The sequence below is a fragment of the Paenibacillus sp. FSL W8-0194 genome (assembly GCF_037969745.1).
In the GTDB taxonomy this organism is placed as follows: Bacteria; Bacillota; Bacilli; order Paenibacillales; family Paenibacillaceae; genus Paenibacillus_AQ; species Paenibacillus_AQ cookii.
This window is the reverse complement of the sequence record NZ_CP150205.1, coordinates 2,318,392-2,339,864: the sequence shown is the minus strand read 5'-3', so window position 1 is coordinate 2,339,864 and position 21,473 is coordinate 2,318,392. Positions and strand designations below refer to the sequence as shown.

The 21,473-nt window shown below is 53.6% G+C and carries 17 protein-coding genes and 1 pseudogene; 8 read left to right on the top strand and 10 right to left on the bottom strand.

The window, feature by feature from the left end; all coding sequences use genetic code 11:
- Positions 1-34 precede the first annotated feature (34 nt).
- From MKY58_RS10430 to MKY58_RS10420, 3 genes are all read left to right on the top strand, one after another.
- Entirely contained in the window at positions 35-955 is a 921-nt protein-coding gene (locus MKY58_RS10430; protein ID WP_339324466.1) for a proline dehydrogenase family protein, read from the top strand.
- 83 nt (positions 956-1,038) lie between these two features.
- Positions 1,039-2,769, top strand: a complete 1,731-nt coding sequence (locus tag MKY58_RS10425) for a sigma 54-interacting transcriptional regulator (protein ID WP_339324465.1) — start codon at positions 1,039-1,041, stop codon at positions 2,767-2,769.
- 265 nt (positions 2,770-3,034) lie between these two features.
- Entirely contained in the window at positions 3,035-3,841 is an 807-nt protein-coding gene (locus MKY58_RS10420) for a lipase family protein (RefSeq protein ID WP_339324464.1), read from the top strand.
- Positions 3,842-4,006: 165 nt separating this feature from the next.
- Here the strand turns inward: MKY58_RS10420 and MKY58_RS10415 are convergent, their stop codons facing one another.
- The 7 genes and pseudogenes from MKY58_RS10415 to MKY58_RS10385 form a co-directional block, all read right to left on the bottom strand.
- The gene (locus MKY58_RS10415; protein ID WP_339325113.1) at positions 4,007-4,939 is read right to left on the bottom strand and encodes a DUF4822 domain-containing protein; all 933 of its coding nucleotides are present in this window, start codon (positions 4,937-4,939) and stop codon (positions 4,007-4,009) included.
- A gap of 57 nt (positions 4,940-4,996) precedes the next feature.
- Positions 4,997-5,347: pseudogene (locus tag MKY58_RS10410) on the bottom strand (S-layer homology domain-containing protein); the annotation flags it as partial.
- 192 nt (positions 5,348-5,539) lie between these two features.
- Positions 5,540-6,235 (bottom strand): response regulator transcription factor, encoded by a 696-nt coding sequence (locus MKY58_RS10405; RefSeq protein ID WP_339324463.1) that lies wholly within the window; start codon positions 6,233-6,235, stop codon positions 5,540-5,542.
- Entirely contained in the window at positions 6,210-7,712 is a 1,503-nt protein-coding gene (locus MKY58_RS10400; RefSeq protein WP_339324462.1) for a HAMP domain-containing sensor histidine kinase, read from the bottom strand. The genes MKY58_RS10405 and MKY58_RS10400 overlap by 26 nt, the downstream gene beginning before the upstream one ends.
- Positions 7,713-7,716: 4 nt before the next feature.
- A complete protein-coding gene (locus tag MKY58_RS10395) occupies positions 7,717-8,601 on the bottom strand; it encodes a LysR family transcriptional regulator (protein ID WP_339324461.1) in 885 nt (294 codons plus the stop codon).
- A 174-nt stretch (positions 8,602-8,775) separates the two neighbouring features.
- Positions 8,776-11,097: a right-handed parallel beta-helix repeat-containing protein gene (locus tag MKY58_RS10390; RefSeq protein ID WP_339325112.1), complete on the bottom strand. Its 2,322-nt coding sequence runs from the start codon at positions 11,095-11,097 to the stop codon at positions 8,776-8,778.
- Between the two features lie 156 nt (positions 11,098-11,253).
- A complete protein-coding gene (locus MKY58_RS10385; RefSeq protein ID WP_339324460.1) occupies positions 11,254-12,090 on the bottom strand; it encodes an AraC family transcriptional regulator in 837 nt (278 codons plus the stop codon).
- A gap of 206 nt (positions 12,091-12,296) precedes the next feature.
- Here MKY58_RS10385 and MKY58_RS10380 point away from each other — a divergent pair, with 206 nt between their 5' ends.
- Positions 12,297-13,511 carry an MFS transporter gene (locus MKY58_RS10380; protein WP_339324459.1) on the top strand — a complete coding sequence of 405 codons (1,215 nt, stop codon included), beginning with the start codon at positions 12,297-12,299 and terminating at the stop codon, positions 13,509-13,511.
- Between the two features lie 138 nt (positions 13,512-13,649).
- Here the strand turns inward: MKY58_RS10380 and MKY58_RS10375 are convergent, their stop codons facing one another.
- On the bottom strand, positions 13,650-14,240 hold the full coding sequence (locus MKY58_RS10375; RefSeq protein ID WP_339325111.1) for an ankyrin repeat domain-containing protein: 591 nt from the start codon (positions 14,238-14,240) through the stop codon (positions 13,650-13,652).
- Positions 14,241-14,748: 508 nt separating this feature from the next.
- On the opposite strand from MKY58_RS10375, the gene MKY58_RS10370 reads away from it, so the two are divergent.
- Complete coding sequence (locus MKY58_RS10370) at positions 14,749-15,282, top strand: YjgB family protein (RefSeq protein WP_339324458.1); 534 nt, start codon at positions 14,749-14,751, stop codon at positions 15,280-15,282.
- An 80-nt stretch (positions 15,283-15,362) separates the two neighbouring features.
- On the opposite strand, the gene MKY58_RS10365 is transcribed toward MKY58_RS10370, so the two are convergent.
- Positions 15,363-15,899 carry a hypothetical protein gene (locus tag MKY58_RS10365; protein WP_339324457.1) on the bottom strand — a complete coding sequence of 179 codons (537 nt, stop codon included), beginning with the start codon at positions 15,897-15,899 and terminating at the stop codon, positions 15,363-15,365.
- Between the two features lie 604 nt (positions 15,900-16,503).
- Here MKY58_RS10365 and MKY58_RS10360 point away from each other — a divergent pair.
- A complete protein-coding gene (locus tag MKY58_RS10360; protein ID WP_339324456.1) occupies positions 16,504-17,430 on the top strand; it encodes an exosporium glycoprotein BclB-related protein in 927 nt (308 codons plus the stop codon).
- Between the two features lie 95 nt (positions 17,431-17,525).
- On the opposite strand, the gene MKY58_RS10355 is transcribed toward MKY58_RS10360, so the two are convergent.
- Positions 17,526-18,986, bottom strand: a complete 1,461-nt coding sequence (locus tag MKY58_RS10355; protein WP_339324455.1) for a sulfatase — start codon at positions 18,984-18,986, stop codon at positions 17,526-17,528.
- Between the two features lie 314 nt (positions 18,987-19,300).
- On the opposite strand from MKY58_RS10355, the gene MKY58_RS10350 reads away from it, so the two are divergent.
- Together MKY58_RS10350 and MKY58_RS10345 are read left to right on the top strand one after the other, a co-directional pair.
- Complete coding sequence (locus tag MKY58_RS10350) at positions 19,301-20,107, top strand: AraC family transcriptional regulator (RefSeq protein WP_339324454.1); 807 nt, start codon at positions 19,301-19,303, stop codon at positions 20,105-20,107.
- Between the two features lie 501 nt (positions 20,108-20,608).
- On the top strand, positions 20,609-21,442 hold the full coding sequence (locus MKY58_RS10345; RefSeq protein WP_339324453.1) for a hypothetical protein: 834 nt from the start codon (positions 20,609-20,611) through the stop codon (positions 21,440-21,442).
- Positions 21,443-21,473: the final 31 nt, after the last annotated feature.

Sequence of the window (21,473 nt, the reverse complement as noted above, 5' to 3'; positions counted from 1 at the left end):
ACGTTTAGCGATATATTCGAAAGGGGAAAGATCCATGGACGCTACCGAACTATACCGAAAGGTGCTGCTTTCGATCGCCGGCAACAAGCTGGTCGAGAAGCTGTCCCTTAAATATGGAAGGAAATTGGCGAGCAAATTCATCGCGGGAGATACGCTGAGCGAAGCGTTGGACGAAATCGAAGTTTTGAACCGCAAAGGGATCATGGTGACGCTGGACCATTTGGGCGAGGGCATCCAGGCTTTATCGGAAGCTGCCGGCTACAAAGAGGAATATCTCAGGCTGGTTGACGGCATCGCCGAAAGGAAAGTGAACTCCAACGTCTCCTTGAAACCGACCCAAATGGGGCTGGCGCTGGATCCGGAAGCATGCTACGGCAATATACGGGCGGTCGTCAGCCGAGCCCAAAAACACGGAAATTTCGTCAGGATCGATATGGAGGACTCGCCTTTCACCCAAGCGACGATCGATATCGTTTTGCGCCTCCACAAGGAAGGGCTGACCAACGTCGGCACCGTCATCCAAGCGTATTTGCACCGTACCGAAAACGACGTCCAACGGCTCATCGAGGCGGGCGTCAATCTCCGCTTGGTCAAAGGCGCCTACAAAGAACCGGGAACGGTCGCTTTCCAGCAAATGAGCGAAGTAATCGACAACTACAAAAAAATCATCCGCATGCATTTGGACAGAGGCATTTACACCGCCATTGCCTCGCATGACGACCGCATCATTTCATGGGTCAAGGATTATGCCCGCGCGAACGGCATCCCGAAGGATGCCTTTGAATTCCAAATGCTTTACGGCCTCCGGATGAGCGAGCAGGAACGGTTGGCCAAGGAAGGCTACCGCATCCGCTGCTACATGCCGTACGGAACCATGTGGTATCCCTACTACACCAGACGGCTGGCGGAAAAACCGGCGAATTTGTGGATGGTGCTTAAAAACATGTTTAAGTGAAACGGAAAGATGATTTACACCGAAAAACAGGCTGGGTATAATGGCCCTAACGATAGAACATCACCTGCATAGGGGGCAGCAAAATGAAACACGTATTGCCCAGTCTGGAACGTTTAATCCGTACGACATTCCGTATCATCGGGCCGGCCGACCTGGAGCTGTATCAGAAGGGCCGCTCAGGCGCGGAGGATTTCCCGATTTTCGTGAAGCAGCCATCCGGTCCATACGGCTTGTTGGCCCCGTCGAAGGAAGCGGACGGACGGCTTCGCATCATTGATGTAAGTACGATTCAAGCAGAGGAATCATTCTTGAATATTTCTTCCGCTTTTTGTTCCTGTTCGTTGGCGATCGTGCTGCAGGACGGCGAACCGGCGGGTTATGTCGCCGCCAGCGATGTCATCGAGGCTGTCGTCGAAGCCCATCGGCATCTGGAGGCTTATTTTTCGACCACCTTGGAAGCGCTTAACCCGGACGTCGCCATCACGCTCATTGACGATGAAGGCCGCGTGGCCGGCTGGACAACCGGCGCGGAGCATATTTTTTCCATACAAAAAAACGAAATCATCGGCAAACCCGCTTCGGATTTTTTTCCCGTCGATCGGCTGCAATCGCTGAAAACGCTGGAAACCGGCGAATCGGTCCAGAAAAAACTGCATCGGCCCAGGCCGGACATGTTCGTTCTCATTAACTCGGCCCCCGTGATGCTGGATGGCCGGATCGTCGGAGCGGTCGCCGCCGAATCCGACCTGACCACGCAGATGAAACTTCACCAGGAATTGCTGCATATGACAAGCAAAGTCCATCACCTTCAAAAGGAAGTCGCGTTGCTGAACCCTTCCAGCGATCCGTTCCAGCCTATCAAAGGAACCAGCTCGGCGATCAAAAAAAGCATCGACGCGATCCGGAAGATCAGCACGACCAAAGCGACGGTTCTGATCCAGGGGGAAAGCGGCACGGGGAAGGAATTGTTCGCCCAGGCGATCCATCGCTGCCGCGAAGCGGCGAACGCCCCGTTCATCGCCATTAATTGCGGGGCCATCCCGGCCGCATTGTTCGAAAGCGAGCTGTTCGGATATGAAAAGGGCGCGTTTTCGGGGGCCGACCCGAAAGGAAAAAAAGGAAAAATCGAACTGGCTAGCGGCGGCACGCTGTTTCTCGATGAAATCGGGGAAATGCCGCTTGATATGCAGGTCAAAATGCTGAGGGTGCTTCAGGAAAAAAATTATTTTGCGGTAGGCGGCACGAAACTGAAGCATGCCGATTGCCGGATCGTCGCGGCAACGAACCGCGATTTAAAACAGATGATCGCCGAAGGCTCCTTCCGCGAGGATCTGTTTTACAGGCTGAACGTCGTCTCCCTGGATATCCCTCCCCTGCGCCGACGCAAGGAGGATATTTATGAGCTGACGCAGTCGTTTTTGCACGAATTTTCCATCGTGTACGGCCGCCATATCCATACCATCCCGCCGGACGTGCTCGAAGATTTGCTGCAATACGATTGGCCGGGCAATATCCGCGAGCTTCGAAACACGATTGAACGGCTCGTCATTTTCTCGACGGACGGCGAGGTGAAACGCGAATATTTGCCGGCCAACATTTATGCGGGGGATACGAATGCCGACCCGGGACCCGATTCGCTTGTAACCGGGGAGGAAATCAACGGCTCCCTATACCAGGCAAGGCTCGATGATTACGAACGAAACCTGCTGCAGCAGCTGCTCGAGGCAGCCGGCGGCAATAAGCTTGCGGTCGCGAAGCAGCTTGGCATATCGAGGGCAACGTTGTACAACAAACTGAAACGGCTTCAATTGTAAACGATGGCATTTGTTTGCTTTCTTAGACAGTCAAACTTTGAATGTCTAAAATTTTAGACGCAATCATCCCGCCATGCAAGGAAATGCCTTCAATGATGCAATGGCCGTTCCGCATGCTTAATATGTCCGCGGGGTATCACAAACCGAACTTACAATGATGCTGCGGCAAAAACGCCGGCTGATCTCGCGGACGCTGATCCTCGTGCCATAGGCACCTCTCCCCCTCTTTCCTAATAGTATGGAAGGGAAAGGCGGGATCGGTGTGTTGAGCGTAAAACCGGATCAGGAAAAGCGGGCTATTTTTCTCGCGGCGGTATGCGGACAGACGTATGCGCAATTTAACAACCCGGACGGCTTGTTTGTCGTTCCGGCGAACTATTCGGTCACGGACGTGATCGAGGCCAAATCCATTACAGGGGTGTGGGAACGTTTTGGCTTCATCCTTGATGCTCCGAAGGAAATCATCATCGCTTTCCGCGGAACCAGTTCGGCGGGCAATTGGATTTCGGACATCATCGCTTCGCAAAAAAACTTCAAATACGTAAAGGAACCCTGCCTCACGCACCGCGGGTTTACAAGCATTTACGCCTCGGCACGCAGCCGGGTGATCTCCGCGCTCTCCGGCATGTCGCCGGACAAAACGCTGTACATTACCGGTCACAGCCTGGGCGCGGCGCTTGCGACGTTGTGCGCAATCGACGTGGCGGCCAACACCTGCTTCGCCTCCCCGATCCTGTTTACTTACGGGTCTCCTCGGGTCGGCGATCCGGCGTTCGCAAAAGTATTCCCGAAGTACGTTCGCAACAGCTGGCGGGCCTGCAACCTGTTTGACGTCGTCACCCACGCCCCGCCGCCCGTCTACAAACTGCCTAAGCGGGAGAAAAAATATTATTACAGCCATGTTCCCGCTTCTTCGCCTTTAACATTCCAAAACGGATCGATCGGCGGAAACCACGTCATCAGCAGCTATTTCACGGAACTAGCCAAACTTCAGCCGCAGTTCGCAGAGTTGATGTGCTTGGCAAATCCCGGCTTTTGCCCGGTCGCGGTCGAGCCGCAACCGGCTGAGTAAATCACGCCTAGGCTGGGCGAGCGTACTTAAAAAGACGGCCCAGGGACCCTTCCCTGATGCCGCCTTTTTTCATTTCCGCTTATTTCAACCGGATCGGGCTGTCTACAATCCACACTTGCCGTACGGGACAGCTCCTTTTGGCTTCACGCCCCTAGATTCAATTCCTTAGAACGTGAATTTCGGATTCAAGCTGCCTTGATACGGCTCATGTTCGACGAATACGGCGATGTCTTTGCCGTCTTTGTCTTTGCCCGTTCTTTTATACGTAAATTTATCGGGGTTCAGCTCCGTTAGCTCCAGAACGGCGCCGTACTTATTGGTACCGATGGAAACATGGGCTCTGATTTTATTTTCATGCGCAATGTCGAAGTAGCCGTAATCGCCGCGGCTTGCGCCTGTTTTCAGGTTGAAGAACTCATATTGATTCGTTTTGTCGTCGAATTTCGCCAGGCTTATAAAATTGGAATTAAACGCGGTGACATCGTTGCCGTTTTCGTCCCATACCTTCGTTCCGTTCCAAAGCGTGCCGCCTAAAATGCGATCCCCGTCAACGTCTTTGACGATATCGCCGGTAGTCGAATTCAACACTTTGTCAGGGCTTGTAAATTCAAGCTTTTTCCCTTGGTAAGGGATATGCTCGACGTATACCTCCACATCGTTGCCCTGCGCGTCTTTGCCCCATCTTTTATACGTGAAGATGTCCTGGTTCAGCTCCGTGATGTCTACGACGGCCTGGTAGTTCATGGATTCCGAAATCAATATTCTCTTTTTCCCGTCGTTCGTCACAAAAAAGGTGCCTTGATCGCCGCGGCTTGCGCCTGTTTTGGCATCGAAAAATTCATATCTTCCGGACTTCGCATCGTATTTCGCCAGACCGATAAAGTTTGCATTTTCTTTCGTCAGGTCGTTATGGTTTTTGTCGTATACCCTCGTCCCCTGCCAATGGGTGCTGCTAAGAATGTTAGCCATTTCCTGACCTTTCGTGAGCTTCGCGTTCGGCGAAAGACTGGCTTCATGCGCCAGATTCAGCAGATAAGCCGCCTGACCGCGCGTGGCATGGCTTCCCTTTGCATAGAAGCGTTCCGCCCAGGAGGTCACGGTAACCAAATCGCGATTCAGCGCTTTGGATACGATTTGCACCAATTCGTCGCCCGTTACCGCGCCCCGCGGATCAAAACGGCCGTCTTTCGCTTGCATGATGTTTTGTCCGACAAGTTCGGCGGCGTAATCATAAAACCAGGGGCCGGGGCTTGCATCCGCGAAGCTTGCCGGCGATTCGGCTTTGCCTTGAAGCCCGAACGTCTCCACGACCATTTTTGCCAGCTCCGCCCGGGTAATCGGCTTTTCAATCCCCATGGAGCCGTCCTCATAACCTTGCATGGCATGAAGTTTGGCCAGCCCGTTTATGGCTTGTTGTATCTCTTCCGCGGACAGTTTTACAGAAGCAGCCTCGGCATTCGGCGTGTTGAACGGAAACGCGGCGGTTCCCAGCGCAGCCGCCAGCATGACCGCCGCCCATTTCATGGAATATTTATTCATTCGGTTGTCCTCCTTTGAATCAACAAGAATCGTTGTTTGGTGTATACGTATATCATAAAGGAGACACCTAAAATCCCAAGAAACCGGGGATTAACGTTTTCGAAACAAAATATTAAAATTTTCTAAACGAGGATTTTGAAAAATCGTGAAACTGCGCTACTACACCGAAAAACGGTACCCCGCGCCCCAAACCGTTTCGATATATTGCGGGTTGGACGGATCGGCTTCGATTTTTTCCCGCAGCTTGCGGACATGCACCGTCACCGTCGCGATATCCCCGTTCGAATCGAGCCCCCAGATCCGTTCGAACAGCTCTTGTTTGCTGAAGACGCGGTTCGGATGATTCGCCAGAAACTCCAGCAGGTCGAATTCGCGGGTCGTGATCGCCACCTCCTTGCTGCGTACGAACACTCGCCGCGCGGCTTGGTCGATCACGAGCCCACGGATATGAATTTCGTTTTTTTGCGCGGGAGGCCGTTTGCCGAGAAGCCGCTCGTACCTCGTCAGATGCGCTTTGGCTCTTGCCACCAGCTCGCTTGGACTGAACGGTTTCGTGACGTAGTCGTCGGCGCCGAGGTTAAACGCCCGGATTTTGTCGATCTCCTCGTTTTTGGCGGAAACGATCAGAATCGGCACCTCTTTGCGCTGCCTGATTTGATGGCATAATTCGAAGCCGTTCGCGCCGGGAAGCTGCAGATCGACGATAACGAGATTATATTCGCCGCTTAGGGCAAGCCGTAACCCCTCGTCGCCCGTATGGCATAAATCGACGGTATACCCGTTCAGCTCGAAATAATCCCGCTCCAGCTGTGCGATCGTCACCTCGTCTTCAATGATGAGAATGCGTGCCGTCATGGCTCACCAAGCCCCCTTCTTCCAATGTCCGTTTCAAGGTGAAAAACAGGCTTGTACCTTCTCCTGGTTCGCTTTCCGCCCATATCCGCCCCCCGTGCCCTTCGATGATCTGCCTCGCGATCGCCAGCCCCAGTCCGCTGCCGCCCTTCGCGGAATTGCGCGATCGTTCCGCCCGGTAAAAACGATCGAAAATATGCGGCATGTCCTCCGCGGAAATTCCCATGCCGTTATCCCGGATTTCGACGGTAACCCGCTCGGCGGAAGCTTGCACGGAAACGGCAATGCGTTTTTCCGGCTTGTCCATAAAATGCTGGGCGTTGCCGATGATATTAAGCACGGTGCGCTTCAATTTTTCAAGATCCGCCATCACCGGAATGCCGTGATTCGGCCGTTCGTTCCATTGCAGCGCAATGCCTTTCTCCTCCATCGCATAATGCAGCTCGTCGATGCAGTCATCCAAAAAACGCACGATGTCCACCCTATCGAAGGTGAAGGGAACCTGGTTTAAATCCAGCTTGGAATACAGAAACAACTCGTCGACGAGCCTGTCCAAATCGACGGCTTTGTTATAGATGATGTTGACGTATTTGTCCATTTTTTCCGGGGTATCCGCAACCCCGTCGCGAATGCCCTCAATGTAGCCTTTGATGTTCGTGATGGGCGTGCGCAAATCATGCGAGATGTTGGAAATCAGCTCTTTGCGGTTCTCTTCGTCCTGCAGCCTCAGCCGGACCGATTCCTGTAGCCTTTTCCGCATATTTTCAAACGCTTCGTTCAATTGTCCGATTTCGTCCTTGGAGCGCAAATCGAGCGAAAACTGCAGGTTCCCCTCCTGGATGCGTTCCGCCGAATGGCGCAGCTTGTCCAGCGGCCTGACGACGCTGCGGGTGATCCAGCGGTATAACAGCAAATTCGCAACCACGATCACGCCGATCAGCGCCACGATCAAAATCGGGAGGAGCCTGCGCGTCACTTCGCCGAACGGACTCCGTTCGCGGATGACGAACACGCTGCCCTTGGCTCCGTCCGCAAAGCGGAAATCATATTTCGCGTAGGCGTAAAAACGTTCCCCGATGTTAAACGTATTGCGGATCCGGTAATTATTCAAATCGTAAGGGGGCAGATGGCGATGGAGTGCGGGCTGGTTAAACGTACCCGATTCGAATACCTGGCTGTCTTCCTTGCGCACGTATAGTCCTGCTCTAACGGTTTTAAGCTTAAAATCATAGTCCTTCAGCAGATTGATGTCCAGCAGTCCGTCCGGATCGTTTTTCGCCATGTATTTCAATTCCAGAAAAATCGATTCCTCCTGCTCCGTGAGAGGGTTCAGTTGATAATGCACCTTGTAAAAATCCCTCAAGCTGTGAATATCGCCCGTTGCCGCGATGGTAAACAGGCCGGCGGTCAGGACGAACACCAGCAGGCTGACGACAAGCATGCCCGTATAAGAGAGAAGCAATTTGATCCGGATCGACACGCTTTCACCTCCGTGGTTGGAAATAGTTTTGGATGCGTTCCATAAAAGCCTTGGCGGCTTGGCTTAAATATCGGTCGGAGCGGTAAATGATGGACAGGCTGCGGCATGGCGCCCCGCCCTCGATGCGTATCGTGCGAAGGGTCGGATCGTTCATTTGTCGGATGAGCGGGTACGGCTGTACGGTGGCGCCAAGCCCCTCCCTGACCAGGTTGATGATCGAGGTGGCCGAGCTTGTTTCCAAAATGGAATGCAGCCGGAAACCATGGCGCCGCACCGCTTCCTCCACCAACTCCCGGCCCATGAAACCTTCGGGATATATGATCATCGGCACGTCCCGGAGTTCATGGATATCGATGGTTGTCCGCGCGGCGAGCGGATGATTCGCCGATACGGTCAGTACGTACTCCTCGGTGCATAGCGGGATCGAGACAATCCGGTCCGTTTCCGGGACGTTCGTGCCGACCCCGATATCGACTTCGCTTTCAAGGACCTGCCGCAAAATGTCGATCGACGCGATCACCATCAGCTTCACTTGCGGAAAATCGCGATGAAAATCGACGACAAGCTGCGTGATCCGGTAATCCAGGTCGGACGGCATAATCCCGACCCTGATCTTCCCGCCGTGGACTTGGCGCAAATCGGCGATCGAATCCTTGACGTTTTGCAGCGTATCCATGATCGCCTCCGCATTGCGCAGCAGCAGCTCCCCCGCCTCGGTCAGCGAAATTTTTTTGCCGATCCGGTCAAACAGCGGCATATGCAGCTCGTCCTCCAGCGCCCGGATCTGCTGGCTCAGCGTCGGCTGGGAGACCCCGATCTTTTCCGCAGCCTTCGTAAAATGCATCTCCTCGCAGACCGCCATAAAATAATGAAGCTGGCGAATTTCCAAACGGGTCCACTCACTTTCATTCGTAGTACTTATGATCATATGCAAAACGATCATGTACATCAATCAAAAAAAGATCCGCGGCCGTGCTTTTACAGGTTCGGGGGTAACCAAAAAGCCATGAAGGCCCCCTGTCCAGAGGGCCAGAAAAGCAATCAAACCAGGCCGCCGCAGGGCTCAAGGTTTGACAAGCACCGTCACAAACGCGCCGCTTCCTCCGCTAAAGGAAAAAGCCAGCGCCTGCGGACCGTCGGGAAGCGTCGAAAGATACGCCTTTTGCAGGACGACCGCGGCATCCCGGACGATGTAATCGGTCCCTTCCTTCAACGGGCCTCGAATGTCTTGGATCGCCACCAGCCGGTTGCCGTTTAAATCCATGCCGATCGACGCTGCATCTCCGTTTTTTGGATGCTCGACGATGCGGGCGGACAATCTGGCCGGGACGCGGGGCAGTCCGGATATTTGCACTCCCGTTTCCCGAAGCGGAATAGGCTGAAACTCCGTCAAGCCGGCAAAGGCTTCCGCAGCGTCATTCAGCTCCAGGGTTTTGCGTTTCAAATCCACGGTTCCGATGTCGCTCAGCTTGCCGACGGAAACGTTGTTTGCGACCGTCCCGAGCTGCATGTTCAAAGGATCGCCGGTGATCGGGCCGCTATTCACGAAAATGTTGTTTCGCACGACATTCCGTTTGGGGAGCAGCGGCTCGTCATTCAATAGGTTCGGCAGCGTCGGATAACGCTCGCTCCAAATGACGCCCCGGTAAGGAACCTGGTCGAATTTGCCCATCAGCGAGTTGTAATTTTTTTCGCCGGGCTTATAGTTGCGCGCCATAAACGCGACCGCGGTGCCGGAATCGATGACGAGGTTGTTTTCGACGACGTTTTCGCGTCCGTTGGCCAGCTTGAACGCTTGTTTGCCGATGTTGTAAAAGACGTTGCCGCGCATCTCCACGCCGCTCATGTAATCGTCCAAATAAATGCCTGCCGTGGAGACGCGCAGGTTGCTGGCCGCGATGTCATGGATGTAATTGTAGTTGATGGCATTGCCCCGCCAGACGAAGCTCCGGCCCGAATAGATCGCGGAGGCGTCCGCGGTCTCTTTGACCACGTCGTAGATATCGTTATAAGCGATAAGATGGTCGTTCCCCCGGAACTGGATGGCAAAATGCGGCGCGTCGTGAATATTGTTATGCGTCGCCCTGTTGCCTACGCCGTTGATTTCGACCGCGGGAGCGTAGGTCAGTTTGATCCGCGAATAATCGGATATGTCGTTGTTGTCGGCATAGTTCCCCGCCGGCGTCAACGTGCCGGAATCGCCGCCGTTTAAGGAGATGCCGCCGTTCCCCGTGCCGTAAATGCTGCAGCCGTACACGCCGTTGCCGCGGCCGCCGTCGATTTTAACCGCGTACCCGCCCATGTTCCGGATCGTCATGTTGCGGATCAGATTATGTTCCCCGCCCTGGATGGTGATTCCGTTTCCCCGGCTGATTTCCAGGGTAAAGCCGCTGAAAATCACGTTGGACGTGCGATCCGTCCGGATCATATCCTGCTCCAGCAGCGACAATTGAAGTTTGATTTGACGAAGCGGCGCCGGCGGGAATAAATACAGCATGCCGGTTTCCCTGTTCAATACCCATTCGCCCGGCATGTCGAGCTCTTCGAGCACGTTGTAAAAATAAAACCGCTGCCCGGCTTTCATGGCATAGCTGGTGCCTTTGTAGGTTTCGATGCGCTTTTGCTGCTGGTCGATCGTTTGGATTTCCAAATCGTTGGTTGCCCAATCGTTTCCCCAATAGCCAAGCATCCAGGCATCCCGGACATCCGTCCAAGCATGGGGCATGCCGTCTTTATACGTAAACGTGTAACCTTTTCCGGCCGCGTCATCCGCTTTGGCGACCACCTGATCCACCGTCGTAAAACCGCTATTGGGCCAACGCGCCAACGTCATGACATTGCCGCTCGCAAACAGCTCCGGCGCAACGGCGAGGTGATTGCCAAGCTTGCCGTAGTCCGTCAGGCCGATTGCTTTCAGGTCGATTTGGACGACGCTGCCCCGCCCCTCCTGCGGAATTTTCGCCAATATTTCCGGATCGGACACCGGACGGAACAAGGAAGGGCTCAGCGTGTCCCCGCCGACGAACGTCACCTTTTCCCCTTCAAACGCCTGATAAGTTATCGGGGCCTCCGGTGTTCCCGAATCCCGTTCATCCAGCTCAAACGTATGGGTGAGCCGGTATTCCCCGCCGCGAATGAGGATTTTGACGCCGCCCGGGGGAAGTTTGCCGCCCCGGATCCGCTCCCGAACGGCGTCCCTTGCTTTTTCCAAGGTTGCAAACGGTTTGTTTTTCGTGCCGTCGTTGGCATCGTTTCCGTTTTTGGATACGAACAGCAGCGTTTGGGCATCCTGTTTCGCTGGCGCCGCATCGGCCAGCACGGGGGAAAAGGAAGCGCCGTCGCAGAACATCAGGCCCAATGCCGCAAGCAGCTTCAAGCCGGTCATCGCTCTCAACCCGATCACCTCGCAAATGGGATCTCCGCTTGAACCAAGCGGGCCCCATCATCATACAGCGCATTCCCGGCGGGCGATAGCGGTCATTCTAACCGGAAGTGTTGCAAAACAAACGACTTGCTCCGGACGATGTCGAAAGCAGCGTCGTCATCCAGGATCCGGAAGGCATGCGTTTCGATATTCGGACGGGGATACCCCCGACTTCTTTTTAAATGCGGCGGAAAAATGGGATACGTCCCTGAAACCGCTTTGGTAAGCCACCTCGCGTACGGGCAGCTCCGTCGCTCCCAGCAGTTCCTGCGCATGTTCCAGCCTGCGCTCCCGGATATAACGCATCGGCGTCATGCCCAAATGCCTTTTGAACATCCGGATGAAATAGTTCGGGTGAAAATGCGCATGCCGGGACAGTTCTTCAATGGTAAGCTCAGCGGATAAATGGGCATCGATAAAATCGAGAGTCGCAAGCAGCTCCGGCGAAGCGCAGGCTGCGTCCGCACCGGGGGTCCGGACCGCCCGTTCCAGGAAATAAGCGATAATGGACAGCAGCGCGGACTGGATTCGGAGAGGTGCTGCCGGATTCCCGCTGACCCGCTGCTCGACCAGCTCCTGAAAACGGCCGTACAATTCGGAAGAATGGCCGGCATCGATCGTATAAGGAAGGCCGTATAGATGAAACAATTGCTCAAAATGAACGTTGGCCCGAAAATGGCACCAATATTTCGTGTAAGGCGGACCGCTTGTCACCGAGTAGGACTGCTCCAATCCGCCGGGAATGAATACCAGTTCCCCGGGTTTGGGCCGCAGCTGCGTTCCTCCGACCTGAAGCCACCCTTCCCCGTCGCAAATAAAATAAAGCTTGTGGTATGCAGGGATAAACCGATGCCTCCGCCAACCGGCATGGCATACGGACCTTTTGGCGAGAAGCAATTGGACCCGCAGCCGGGAAAGCTGATGATTCATGAATTGCCGCTGAACAAGCTCCATCTCCGATCTCCCTTCATCGTTTGTTATTCATCATCTATGCGAACTTCACCGAAGTATGCGGAAGCTTGATCCTTTTTCGCCCGGGAGTCATCATTCGAAATTCGAATGATTTCAATAGAAACAATAATATTGATCAATCAAAGCTCTCCCTATACACTGGATTAGACTTTATTGACTTAGAACATATCGGATGGAGATGAAACATCATGCGTTTTGTTTATTTGATCGCCGCGCTTTTTCTGGCTTGTCTCAATTTGCGTCCCGTCATCACCTCGGTGTCTCCTTTGCTGCGAACGATCCAGGACTCGCTCGGCATGAGCGGCGCCGAAGCCAGCCTGCTGACGTCGTTGCCGGTGCTCTGCATGGGATTTTTCGCCCCCGCCGCGGTGAAGCTGAGCAATCGCTTGAGCATCGAGCGGACCATTGCGTACTGCCTGCTGCTGATCGGTCTGGCTACGGCGGCGAGGTATTACGCATACAGCGCGTGGCTGATGCTTCTCACCGCTTTTCTCGCCGGCGCGGGCATTGCCGTGATCGGGCCGCTTTTATCGGGTTTTATCAAAAAGAACTTTTCCAACCCATCGGCGATCGTCGGCGTTTATTCCATGGCAATGGTCGTCGGGGCGGCCTTGGGATCGGGTTTGTCCGTATCGCTCCAAAATGCGCTGGGCCATTCCTGGCAGGCTTCCGCCGCCTCCTGGTCGTTGCTGGCCGTCATCGCGCTGCTGTTATGGTGGAGACCCGTCAAGAAAACCCCGGCCCGGGCCGAGGCGGCAGCCGTCAGTTCCGTGCAAACGAATCCGGCCGGCGGCTTCAAGCTGCCGTTAAAAAATAAGCGTGCCTGGCTGTTGACCAGCTTTTTCGGGATGATGGCGTTCATGTTTTATTCGCTGACCGCTTGGCTCCCTCCGATCGTGCAGGAACAAGGGTATGACAAACATACGGCCGGCATGATATTAACTTTGTTTACGCTTATCCAAATTCCGGTCAGCTTTTTGCTCCCCATTCTCGTCAGCCGGTTTCAGCACCGCGTCGTATGGCTTGTCGGATGCGCCGCGATGGAGCTTGCCGGACTGCTGCTCACCCAGCTTCACGTGACGCCTTGGCTGACGTGCATTTTCCTGGGGATCGGCGCCGGAGGATTGTTCCCGATGGCGTTGATGCTGCCGATCGATGAGTCGGCCAGCACGGATGAAGCCAATGCGCTGTCCGCAATGACCCAGTCCGGAGGTTATATCTTCGCTTCCCTCGGACCGCTGAGCGTCGGTTTTATCCACGACATCACGGGCGGTTTCCCGCCGGCGCTTTTCGGTTTGATGATCGTTGTGGTTATCATGATTTTGATCCAGCTGAAAATCGGCAACCGAAAAATCCGAACGGTCCGTTCCGAGGATGCCCCTTTGTTGAGCAACAATCGCTAGTTCTTTGCCGGAGTCTTCAATGATGTGTCCCCGTCAGATTTAGACCCGGACGCTTCAAGCAAAAAAGCGAACGGACTGTCCGTTCGCTTTTTTCGTATGCGGGCATCACTTCGTTCGAACCCATATTTTCAGGCTCTTTCAGGCTCCGGCCTCTTTCAAAATCCGTTCAATGTCCCGGTATCCCCGTCTTTGCGCATGCTGCAGCGGGGTGACGCCTTCGCGGTCGGCTATATGGACATCGGCTCCATGATCCACCAGCAGTTGAACGATTCGTTGATGGTGTTCCCCGCCGTCGCCCAAGATGACCGCTTCGAGCAAAGCCGTCCAATGCAAATTGTTGATATGGTTGACGTCGACATCCGTACGCTCGAGCAGTTCCTCGACCACTTCGACATGTCCCCGTTCCGATGCGGGAATTAATGCCGTCCCTCCGAAACGGTTCGTCAGCTTCGTATTTGCTTTGGCATCGATGGCGAGCCTTAGGATGTCCAGGAATCCTTCCGCTCCGGCATACAAAAACACGTTATTCAGGTTATGGTCGCGTATGTTGATGTCTGCGCCATGTTCGATCAACGCTTTGACCGTATCCGCTTTGTTGTTGTAAGTCGCCGCCATGACGGCCGTTCTGCCGCGTTCGTCGGTAGCGTTGACATCCGCCCCGTCTCGAAGAAGCTTCAGCACGTTTGCCGTGTCGCCTTTCTGCGCAGACGAAATGAGCTGCTGATCCAGATCCATCGCATCCACCTTCTTATCCTTAGATTCAAATTCTATCGGAACAGGCTGCGTGGGAGCGGAAATCGAAGCGCATCCGGAAAGCATGGCGACGAAAAGAAACGAAGCCAAAAATCGGTACAATCCCGTTCCCTCCCTTCCTTGCCTATCTCGATGCTATCACGAATGCTTCTATATGGAAAATATACAAAAAATAAAAATTTATTAGGTTTTTCATATATCTTGACGGCAACTCGCGGGGGAAGGGGAAATTGACGCGGAACGGGATACCTTTGCAGGAATTTTCCAAATCGCAATGCTTGCCCCGATTCGCAAATGCGTCACGGGAAGCGCCAAGCCCCTTTCTTCGGGTGTCAAAACTGAAATTTCATTTTCATGACTTCGTAACCAAAAATTTCAACGGCTCTCTTATGATTTAGTAGAACTCGAAAGGAGAGGAACAACGATGATCCATCAGACGATAAAAAAATCCATATTGGCCTTTACCGTTGCGGGAGCTGTATGCTTGGGAGCTTTCGGAAGCGGAGATGGCGTTTATACGGTTCAGCAAGCAAAAGCCGCCTCAGCCTCAAGTGCCGACGGATATGCCGCCGAGCAAGCGCTTAAAACCCTAAACAGCTTTTACAAGCCTGCCTTGAAAGGGCAATTTCCCGGATACGTGAGCGGTCTTACCGTCGGAAAAAGCACCCGGCAAGACGTGATCCAAAAGATCGGCGAGCCTACGCTTCCCGGAAAAAACGCAGGGGCTTTCGATTTGTACGGAGCCGATATGGGCAGCCCCGGTTTCGCCTTTTCCTATAAACAAAATAAAATCCGCGAAATCCGTTATTTCGGCACGAACGTGGAACGCCAAACCAATATCGGCGGCATCACCATGAGCATGCTTAAAAAGCACTGGTACGCTCCAAGTTCCACGTCCACGTTCAAAAACGGCAAAACGACGCAAACCAAACTGACCTATAACCGCGGAAATTACAAGCTGGAATTCATTTTCAACAGCAGCACGGACCTCGACCATATCAATTTGACCACAAAATAATGCGGATACGATAAAAAATCCTCTTCGCCCATACGGACGAAAGAGGATTTTTTGGTTGCTTCCGGGAAGCGGGCGGCCCGTTAACGGGCGTTTTTCAGCTCCCTGACGATGTTGTCGAGCTTGTCGTTTATGTAGGTCAAACCTTCCTGAACCTTTTTGCTGAATTCGTCCTCCCGCATCTGATCCTTTCCTGACAAGTGCGCTTTGATCATTGCGGATAAATCCCGCTTGTACTTGTCCACTTCCCTCAATTGGAGGCTGCTGCGCTTTTTGGCATCGTTCACTTTTTTCGTGCAGGCCTTTTTGGCGTCCAGCAGCGCTTTTTTATCTTGATCCCGCACCGCTTTCGCTTGGGACATCGCCTCCTTGCCTGCCTTACTTTTGACAAGGTTGTTATACTGCGTTGCCGAAGCTTTCGCCTTGGCGGTCAAAGCGGGCACTTCCGAACAAAGCGAACCGTAAAGGGCCTTCTGTGCTTCCCTCACCTCTTTGACCTTGCTTTTATAATTTTCGAAATACAGTTTCTCCACGGTCGCGGTGGATACGCTTGCCGCAAATGCGCTTTGGTAAGGCAGCAGCACCAGCAGCAACACCAAGAACAAGATGGACTTCTTCATTTCAGTTCGATCCTCCCATGCAGTATTAAGAACATCATAGGACAACTAGCAAAATATTACAATGGATACATCCGCCCATCCGCCGGTTTTTGTCGATTTTGCCGTTTCGTTGTCGAACGTTGCATATGGAATCCTGTGACACGCTTTAAGCAAAATTCGATTTATTTTTCTTTGACTAAACATTCAGTCTTAAAATATAGTGCATTGTGATCAATAAATCCCTAAAAGGACGTGGCCCGCAGGGCATCATGCTGATGATTTCCACCTATCCGGTGCATTACCCCGTTTCCGACATCAAAGAGCAGCTGATCAGGGAGTTCTGCAAAGCGGATTAACCGGCGCATTCCGGAGCCCCGGATGGTCTTTCGTTTCATGTTCGGCCGGAATCCGGCCGCAATCGCCGCCCATAATTTAAACGGCCCCTCGACATTCGAGAGGCCGAAAAAGCCGCCATTTCCGCCAGTCGGCCCGCTATTCCATACGTCATTCGGCATCGCCGGTTTGGATAGATGCCGAAGAATCCGCTATTACCCCTCGTCAATCGTCTATACCTTTCGGTACCCGCAAACGTATAGTAAACCAAACCCAAAGGAGGCGATTGTACTTGAGTCACTGTAAAAAAGAAGACCATAAGCCACATGTCGTCAAACCCAAAATCCGTAAAATTTCGCGCAAGTGCATAGATGGAAAAAAACTTGTATGCTGCCGCGGAAAAATCGGCAAAAGAGGTCCTAGAGGACCGGTAGGCTTCAGAGGACCCGTCGGACCGCAAGGGCCGCAAGGACCGGTCGGAGCACCGGGACCTGTCGGCGCCATCGGACCCGTCGGACCGCAAGGACCGGTCGGACCGGCAGGACCCCAAGGGCCTGTAGGACTCGCCGGACCTATCGGAGCTACCGGCGCCACAGGTGCAACCGGTGCACCAGGGCCAGCAGGCGGCGCAACCGGCGCGACGGGTGCTACCGGGGCAACGGGAGCAACCGGCGCGACGGGAGCCACGGGACCTGCGGGCGGAGGCGCGATCATTCCTTTCGCTTCCGGTATTCCTGCAATTTTGACTACCATTGCCGGCGGCTTGGTCGGCACTACAAGCCTTGTAGGCTTCGGAAACTCGGTTGCCGGCGTCACCTTGGCCGGAACGACGATCGACCTGACAGGGGCAGGCGGCACGCTGTTGAACTTTGCCTTCTCCGTTCCGCGCGCAGGAACCATCACGTCGATTGCGGCATACTTCAGTACCACGCTAGCCCTCAGCCTGCTTGGAACGACCGTTACCATCACGGCGCAGCTCTATAGTTCGACGACGCCAAACAATATATTCACAGCCATCCCAGGAGCTTCCGTAACTCTGGCTCCTCCGCTTACCGGGGTATTGGCCCTCGGCACCATTTCAAATGGCATTACGACCGGCCTGAACATTCCGGTAGCGCCTCAAACCCGGCTGTTGATGGTATTTTCGGCAACGGCAGCCGGAACGACGCTCGTCACTACGGTTGCCGGATATGCTAGTGCCGGCGTCAATATCGTCTGATAGTTCATGTATACGCGAATCATCAGCCATGCGTGAAAAAAACAAGTCACTTGTCCGAAAGAAACGGTCAAGTGACTTGTTTTCCTGCGCCTTGTTTAGGCGAATTCCCGCGGATGGCGCTTCATCAGCTCCTCTACCGCGTCCCCGCGGCCGGTTTTCTTCAGCCGCTCAATATACATAGGCAAATGCCCTTTGGCATGGTACGGTCCGCCTTCCTTCATAACCGTCCAGAGCGGATCCACGTCGAACTTCATCGTCTCCATCATGCGGTCATGCCATTCATTCAGGAAATAAACGGCCTCCTTGCACAGATCCCTGCGCTGCCGGGCAAGATTATGCTGCTCATGCGGATCTTCGGCGATGTTAAAAAGCATCTCCTTATCGAATAAATGATAGCCGTCATGATAGGTTCGAACGTACAACCAGTCCCCAAAGCGAACGCTCCGCTGGCAGACATGGGCGCACTGCGATACGACCAGGAAGTCGCGTCCGGTTTGTTCGCCGCGGGCGACCGTCCCCGCATAGCTCATGCCGTCCCAGCTTGGCGCCGGGGAGACGCCTAGCAGTTCGGCCATCGTCGGAGGCAGGTCCAGATGGTAGTGGAGGCCGGTATCGACGAGCCCTTTTTGCATGCCCGGCCACCGGATGATCATCGGGATGCGGCAAGTCCCCTGGTCAGCCGTTCCATGCTCCCCGTAGATGCCAAGCTCGCCCATGTTTTCCCCATGGTCCGCCGTAATGATGATGACCGTGTCATCCATAATCCCCTTTTGCTCCATCAGCCGGAAAATGGCGCCGACGTGATCGTCCATATGCCGGATTCCGCAATCATAGCCGTCGATCATCCTCCGCAGGTCGCGCATCGATTGAATTTCGCCGGGATGGCGCGGATATTTGGGCAGCGTGTCGCTGTTGTACATATTGATTTCGTTGGCGCCGTGCGGCCCCACTTTTTTCTTATGAAGCTCCAGCACCTCTTCCGTGATCCAAGCCGGCAGCGGCTCGTTTTCGAACGGATTGCCGAACGATTCCGGAGCGCGGTACGGCGTGTGCGGATCCCAATAGTTTACGTACAGCATCCAATCATCCTGATCCGCATTGCGCTCAAGCCAATCCAAAACGGTGGGCGTCACCTCTTCGGCGGATTCCATGCCGGATTTGCCCGTATTATAGATTTCGTTAAATCCCGCGTAAAAGGTCCAGGCCGAATGCCGTTCTCCGAACGGGCTGACGAGCGCCGTCTTCATGCCTGCCCTGCGGAACAGCGCAGGAAAGCTTTCCGTCGTCAATTTATCGTGAAAGTCCCGGTCGGCCCCCTCATGCCTAACGTCCGCCGCCGTTCCCCCATGACCGACGACCCCGTTATGAATGCCGAACCGCCCCGTCATGAGCGCCGTCCGAGACGGAAAGCAAGGCGCGTCGGAAGTATAGTAGTTTTCGAACCGGACGCCTTCGGCGGCGATTCTATCGATGTTCGGCGAGGTATTCCGGTGATAGCCGTAACATCCGAGATGATCCGGTCTCGTCGAATCCAAATCGAGCAATAAGATTTTCATTCCATCCATCCTCTCCCCGTTTGTAGAAAAATTATAGGCCACAGGCGACGTGATCGTCATGTATATTCCTCCAATGATTTGGAATGATTCCCGCGCTCCCTAGCCTGCTGCACGCAGGCCAATTCGCTAGTTATTTCTCAATTGCCATTAGCCGAAAACAACCGCCCTGCTTTCACGATTTTGAACAACATGCCTTTTTAATTGTACAATTCTATAATTCATGAGGACCCGACATCGACAATAAAAGAATGTTTACGGTCCATGTTCTTTATGTTAGGGTTTGGGATAGAACTTGCTTGAAAGGGGCGGTTACCTTGTTCCAGTTGATCAACGTAAACTTCGACAACCATATTCCGAACTGGCATACGCAGCTTGAATCGATCCCTTACAACGTACTTTCGATCGTGAAGGAAGGAAAAGTCCGGTACGACATTAACGGAGAGGAAGTGATCGGGGAACGAAGCGATGCGTTGTTCATTCCGCAGTCCACCCGCCGGGCCGGCGGTAATTGGATGGGGACGGCCCATCAAAAATTCACGATTTTGTTCGCCTACGACAACGCCCCGATAACCGGAATCCCGTTTCTCGATCAGGCGAGGTTTGCGAAATTCCGCATGCCGGATCCCTTGCAGGTCTTCGACCTCTGCGAGAGATTGCACGAGGAAATGAGGGGCGGCAAAAGCTACCGCGCCTTCATCTGTTTAGGCTTGTTTCAGGAGTTGGTCGGCACGCTTGCCCGCGAGATGGAAAAATCCCCGGAGTTAACGCCCAGCAAACTGAAATATGCCGAAACGATAAAAAAGCATTTACTTACGCATTACCGCGACCAGATCGAAATCGAACAATTGGCCGGCCTCGTCGGGCTTACTCCCAACTACGTGACGGCCATGTTCAAGGAGGTTTGCGGCCACTCCCCGATCCGGTACATGCACCGGCTCCGCATCCTCGAAGCCTGCGGCCTGCTCCTCGGCTCCACCATGACGGTTGCCGATATAGCGCAATATTTGGGGTATTACGATACCTCCTATTTTTGCCGCATGTTCAAACAGCTCGCCGGAATGTCCCCTACGGAATACGCGAAACGGGGAGACCTTTCGGAAACGTCCAAGCTTTTGGTTTGATGCCCGAGGCCGCTTGTTCCGGCTATAGAAAGGCTCCTTGGTTCGCCGAATCCAGCCAGCTTGCCGCCGTTTGCAGCGGTTTGCATCCCCCTTCGGGATGGGCGGCGATCGGATCGGTGCGCGGGTTATCACATGCTGTCTCTCATTTCCCTCATCATGCATACTTCGTACTGTACCCGATCCATTTTTCATCATTCGCGGTTTAAAGTTGATCCGGCCCATGTATATGGGCGTGATCGGCAGCTACGCCTATTTGCGCAAACAATCTTTGACGGGGAATGCCTTTGCATGAGGCCCTTCCCGGCGTCTGCATCGCCATTATGCTTAGCGGATCGAATTCCATCGGGCGCTCCTGCTTTTTTTCCAAGTAAGCGGCTTGTTCTGCTCCCCTGATCTCCTTCGGCATGAGGTGAAAATAATTGACCACCATGCAATTTATCTATACACTCAACCTATGGAATATAAAGGGAGGAGACACATATGGGAGTAGGGGCATCCGCAATGAATACCAACGCAGACACATTAGTGACTATGCTTCGTATGGCCTTTTCTTTTGAAAACTGGGACAATCTTATTCTTTTGGCGGATGAGCTGCTGGATAAAGTGTACGGCCCTTACAGGGAAGACTCCGATCAACCCAAGCCCGTCATGGAACGGCCGCTGGTTTATTATTTGGGATACAGCAACCTGATGAAAGGCGTAGCCTATCAGAAGAAGAAACTATATAAAGAAGCGATGGAATGCATCGATCAGTACCGGGATTTAAGCCTGTTTTCGGACGGAAGCAAAAGCAACGCCAGCATCATCGAAGACTTCAGCTTTTTGGCCAAGGCCAACTCGTATACCCTCGAAATTTCGTCGGGAAATACGGATAGCATCGAAGAGTATGCATCGTTCATCCATCAATATCCTTCCGAAACGCTGCCCGGGCTGGTCACGATCTTGGAATGCGCCAACAAACATGACCTTGACGTCGACACCATCGTGAACCCCCTGCTCGAATACATCAAAAAAATGAACCATCGGGACCTGAACCCGACCGACCGCTCCTATTATCTTTCGATTTTGTATTTGATTTCGATCTACCATTTGAAAAAAAGCAACTATAAAGAAGCCATCCATTACACGATAAAATCGTTGATATTTGCCGATAAAATCGAGGATCACAAGCATTTCAAGAAATCGGTGGCGTTGTTTGAAGTTTTTAGGTCGCACGCGACGAGGCAACAAAGAGATACATACGCTGCCGTATTAAAAAATTATCTGACGCTGGCGATCGAACATGAGGACGGCTTTTCGCTCGACAACGGTCGTCACGGTTCTGCTCGGCCCTGAGCTGCCGGCGTCGGCTGCGGCGGCGATCCCA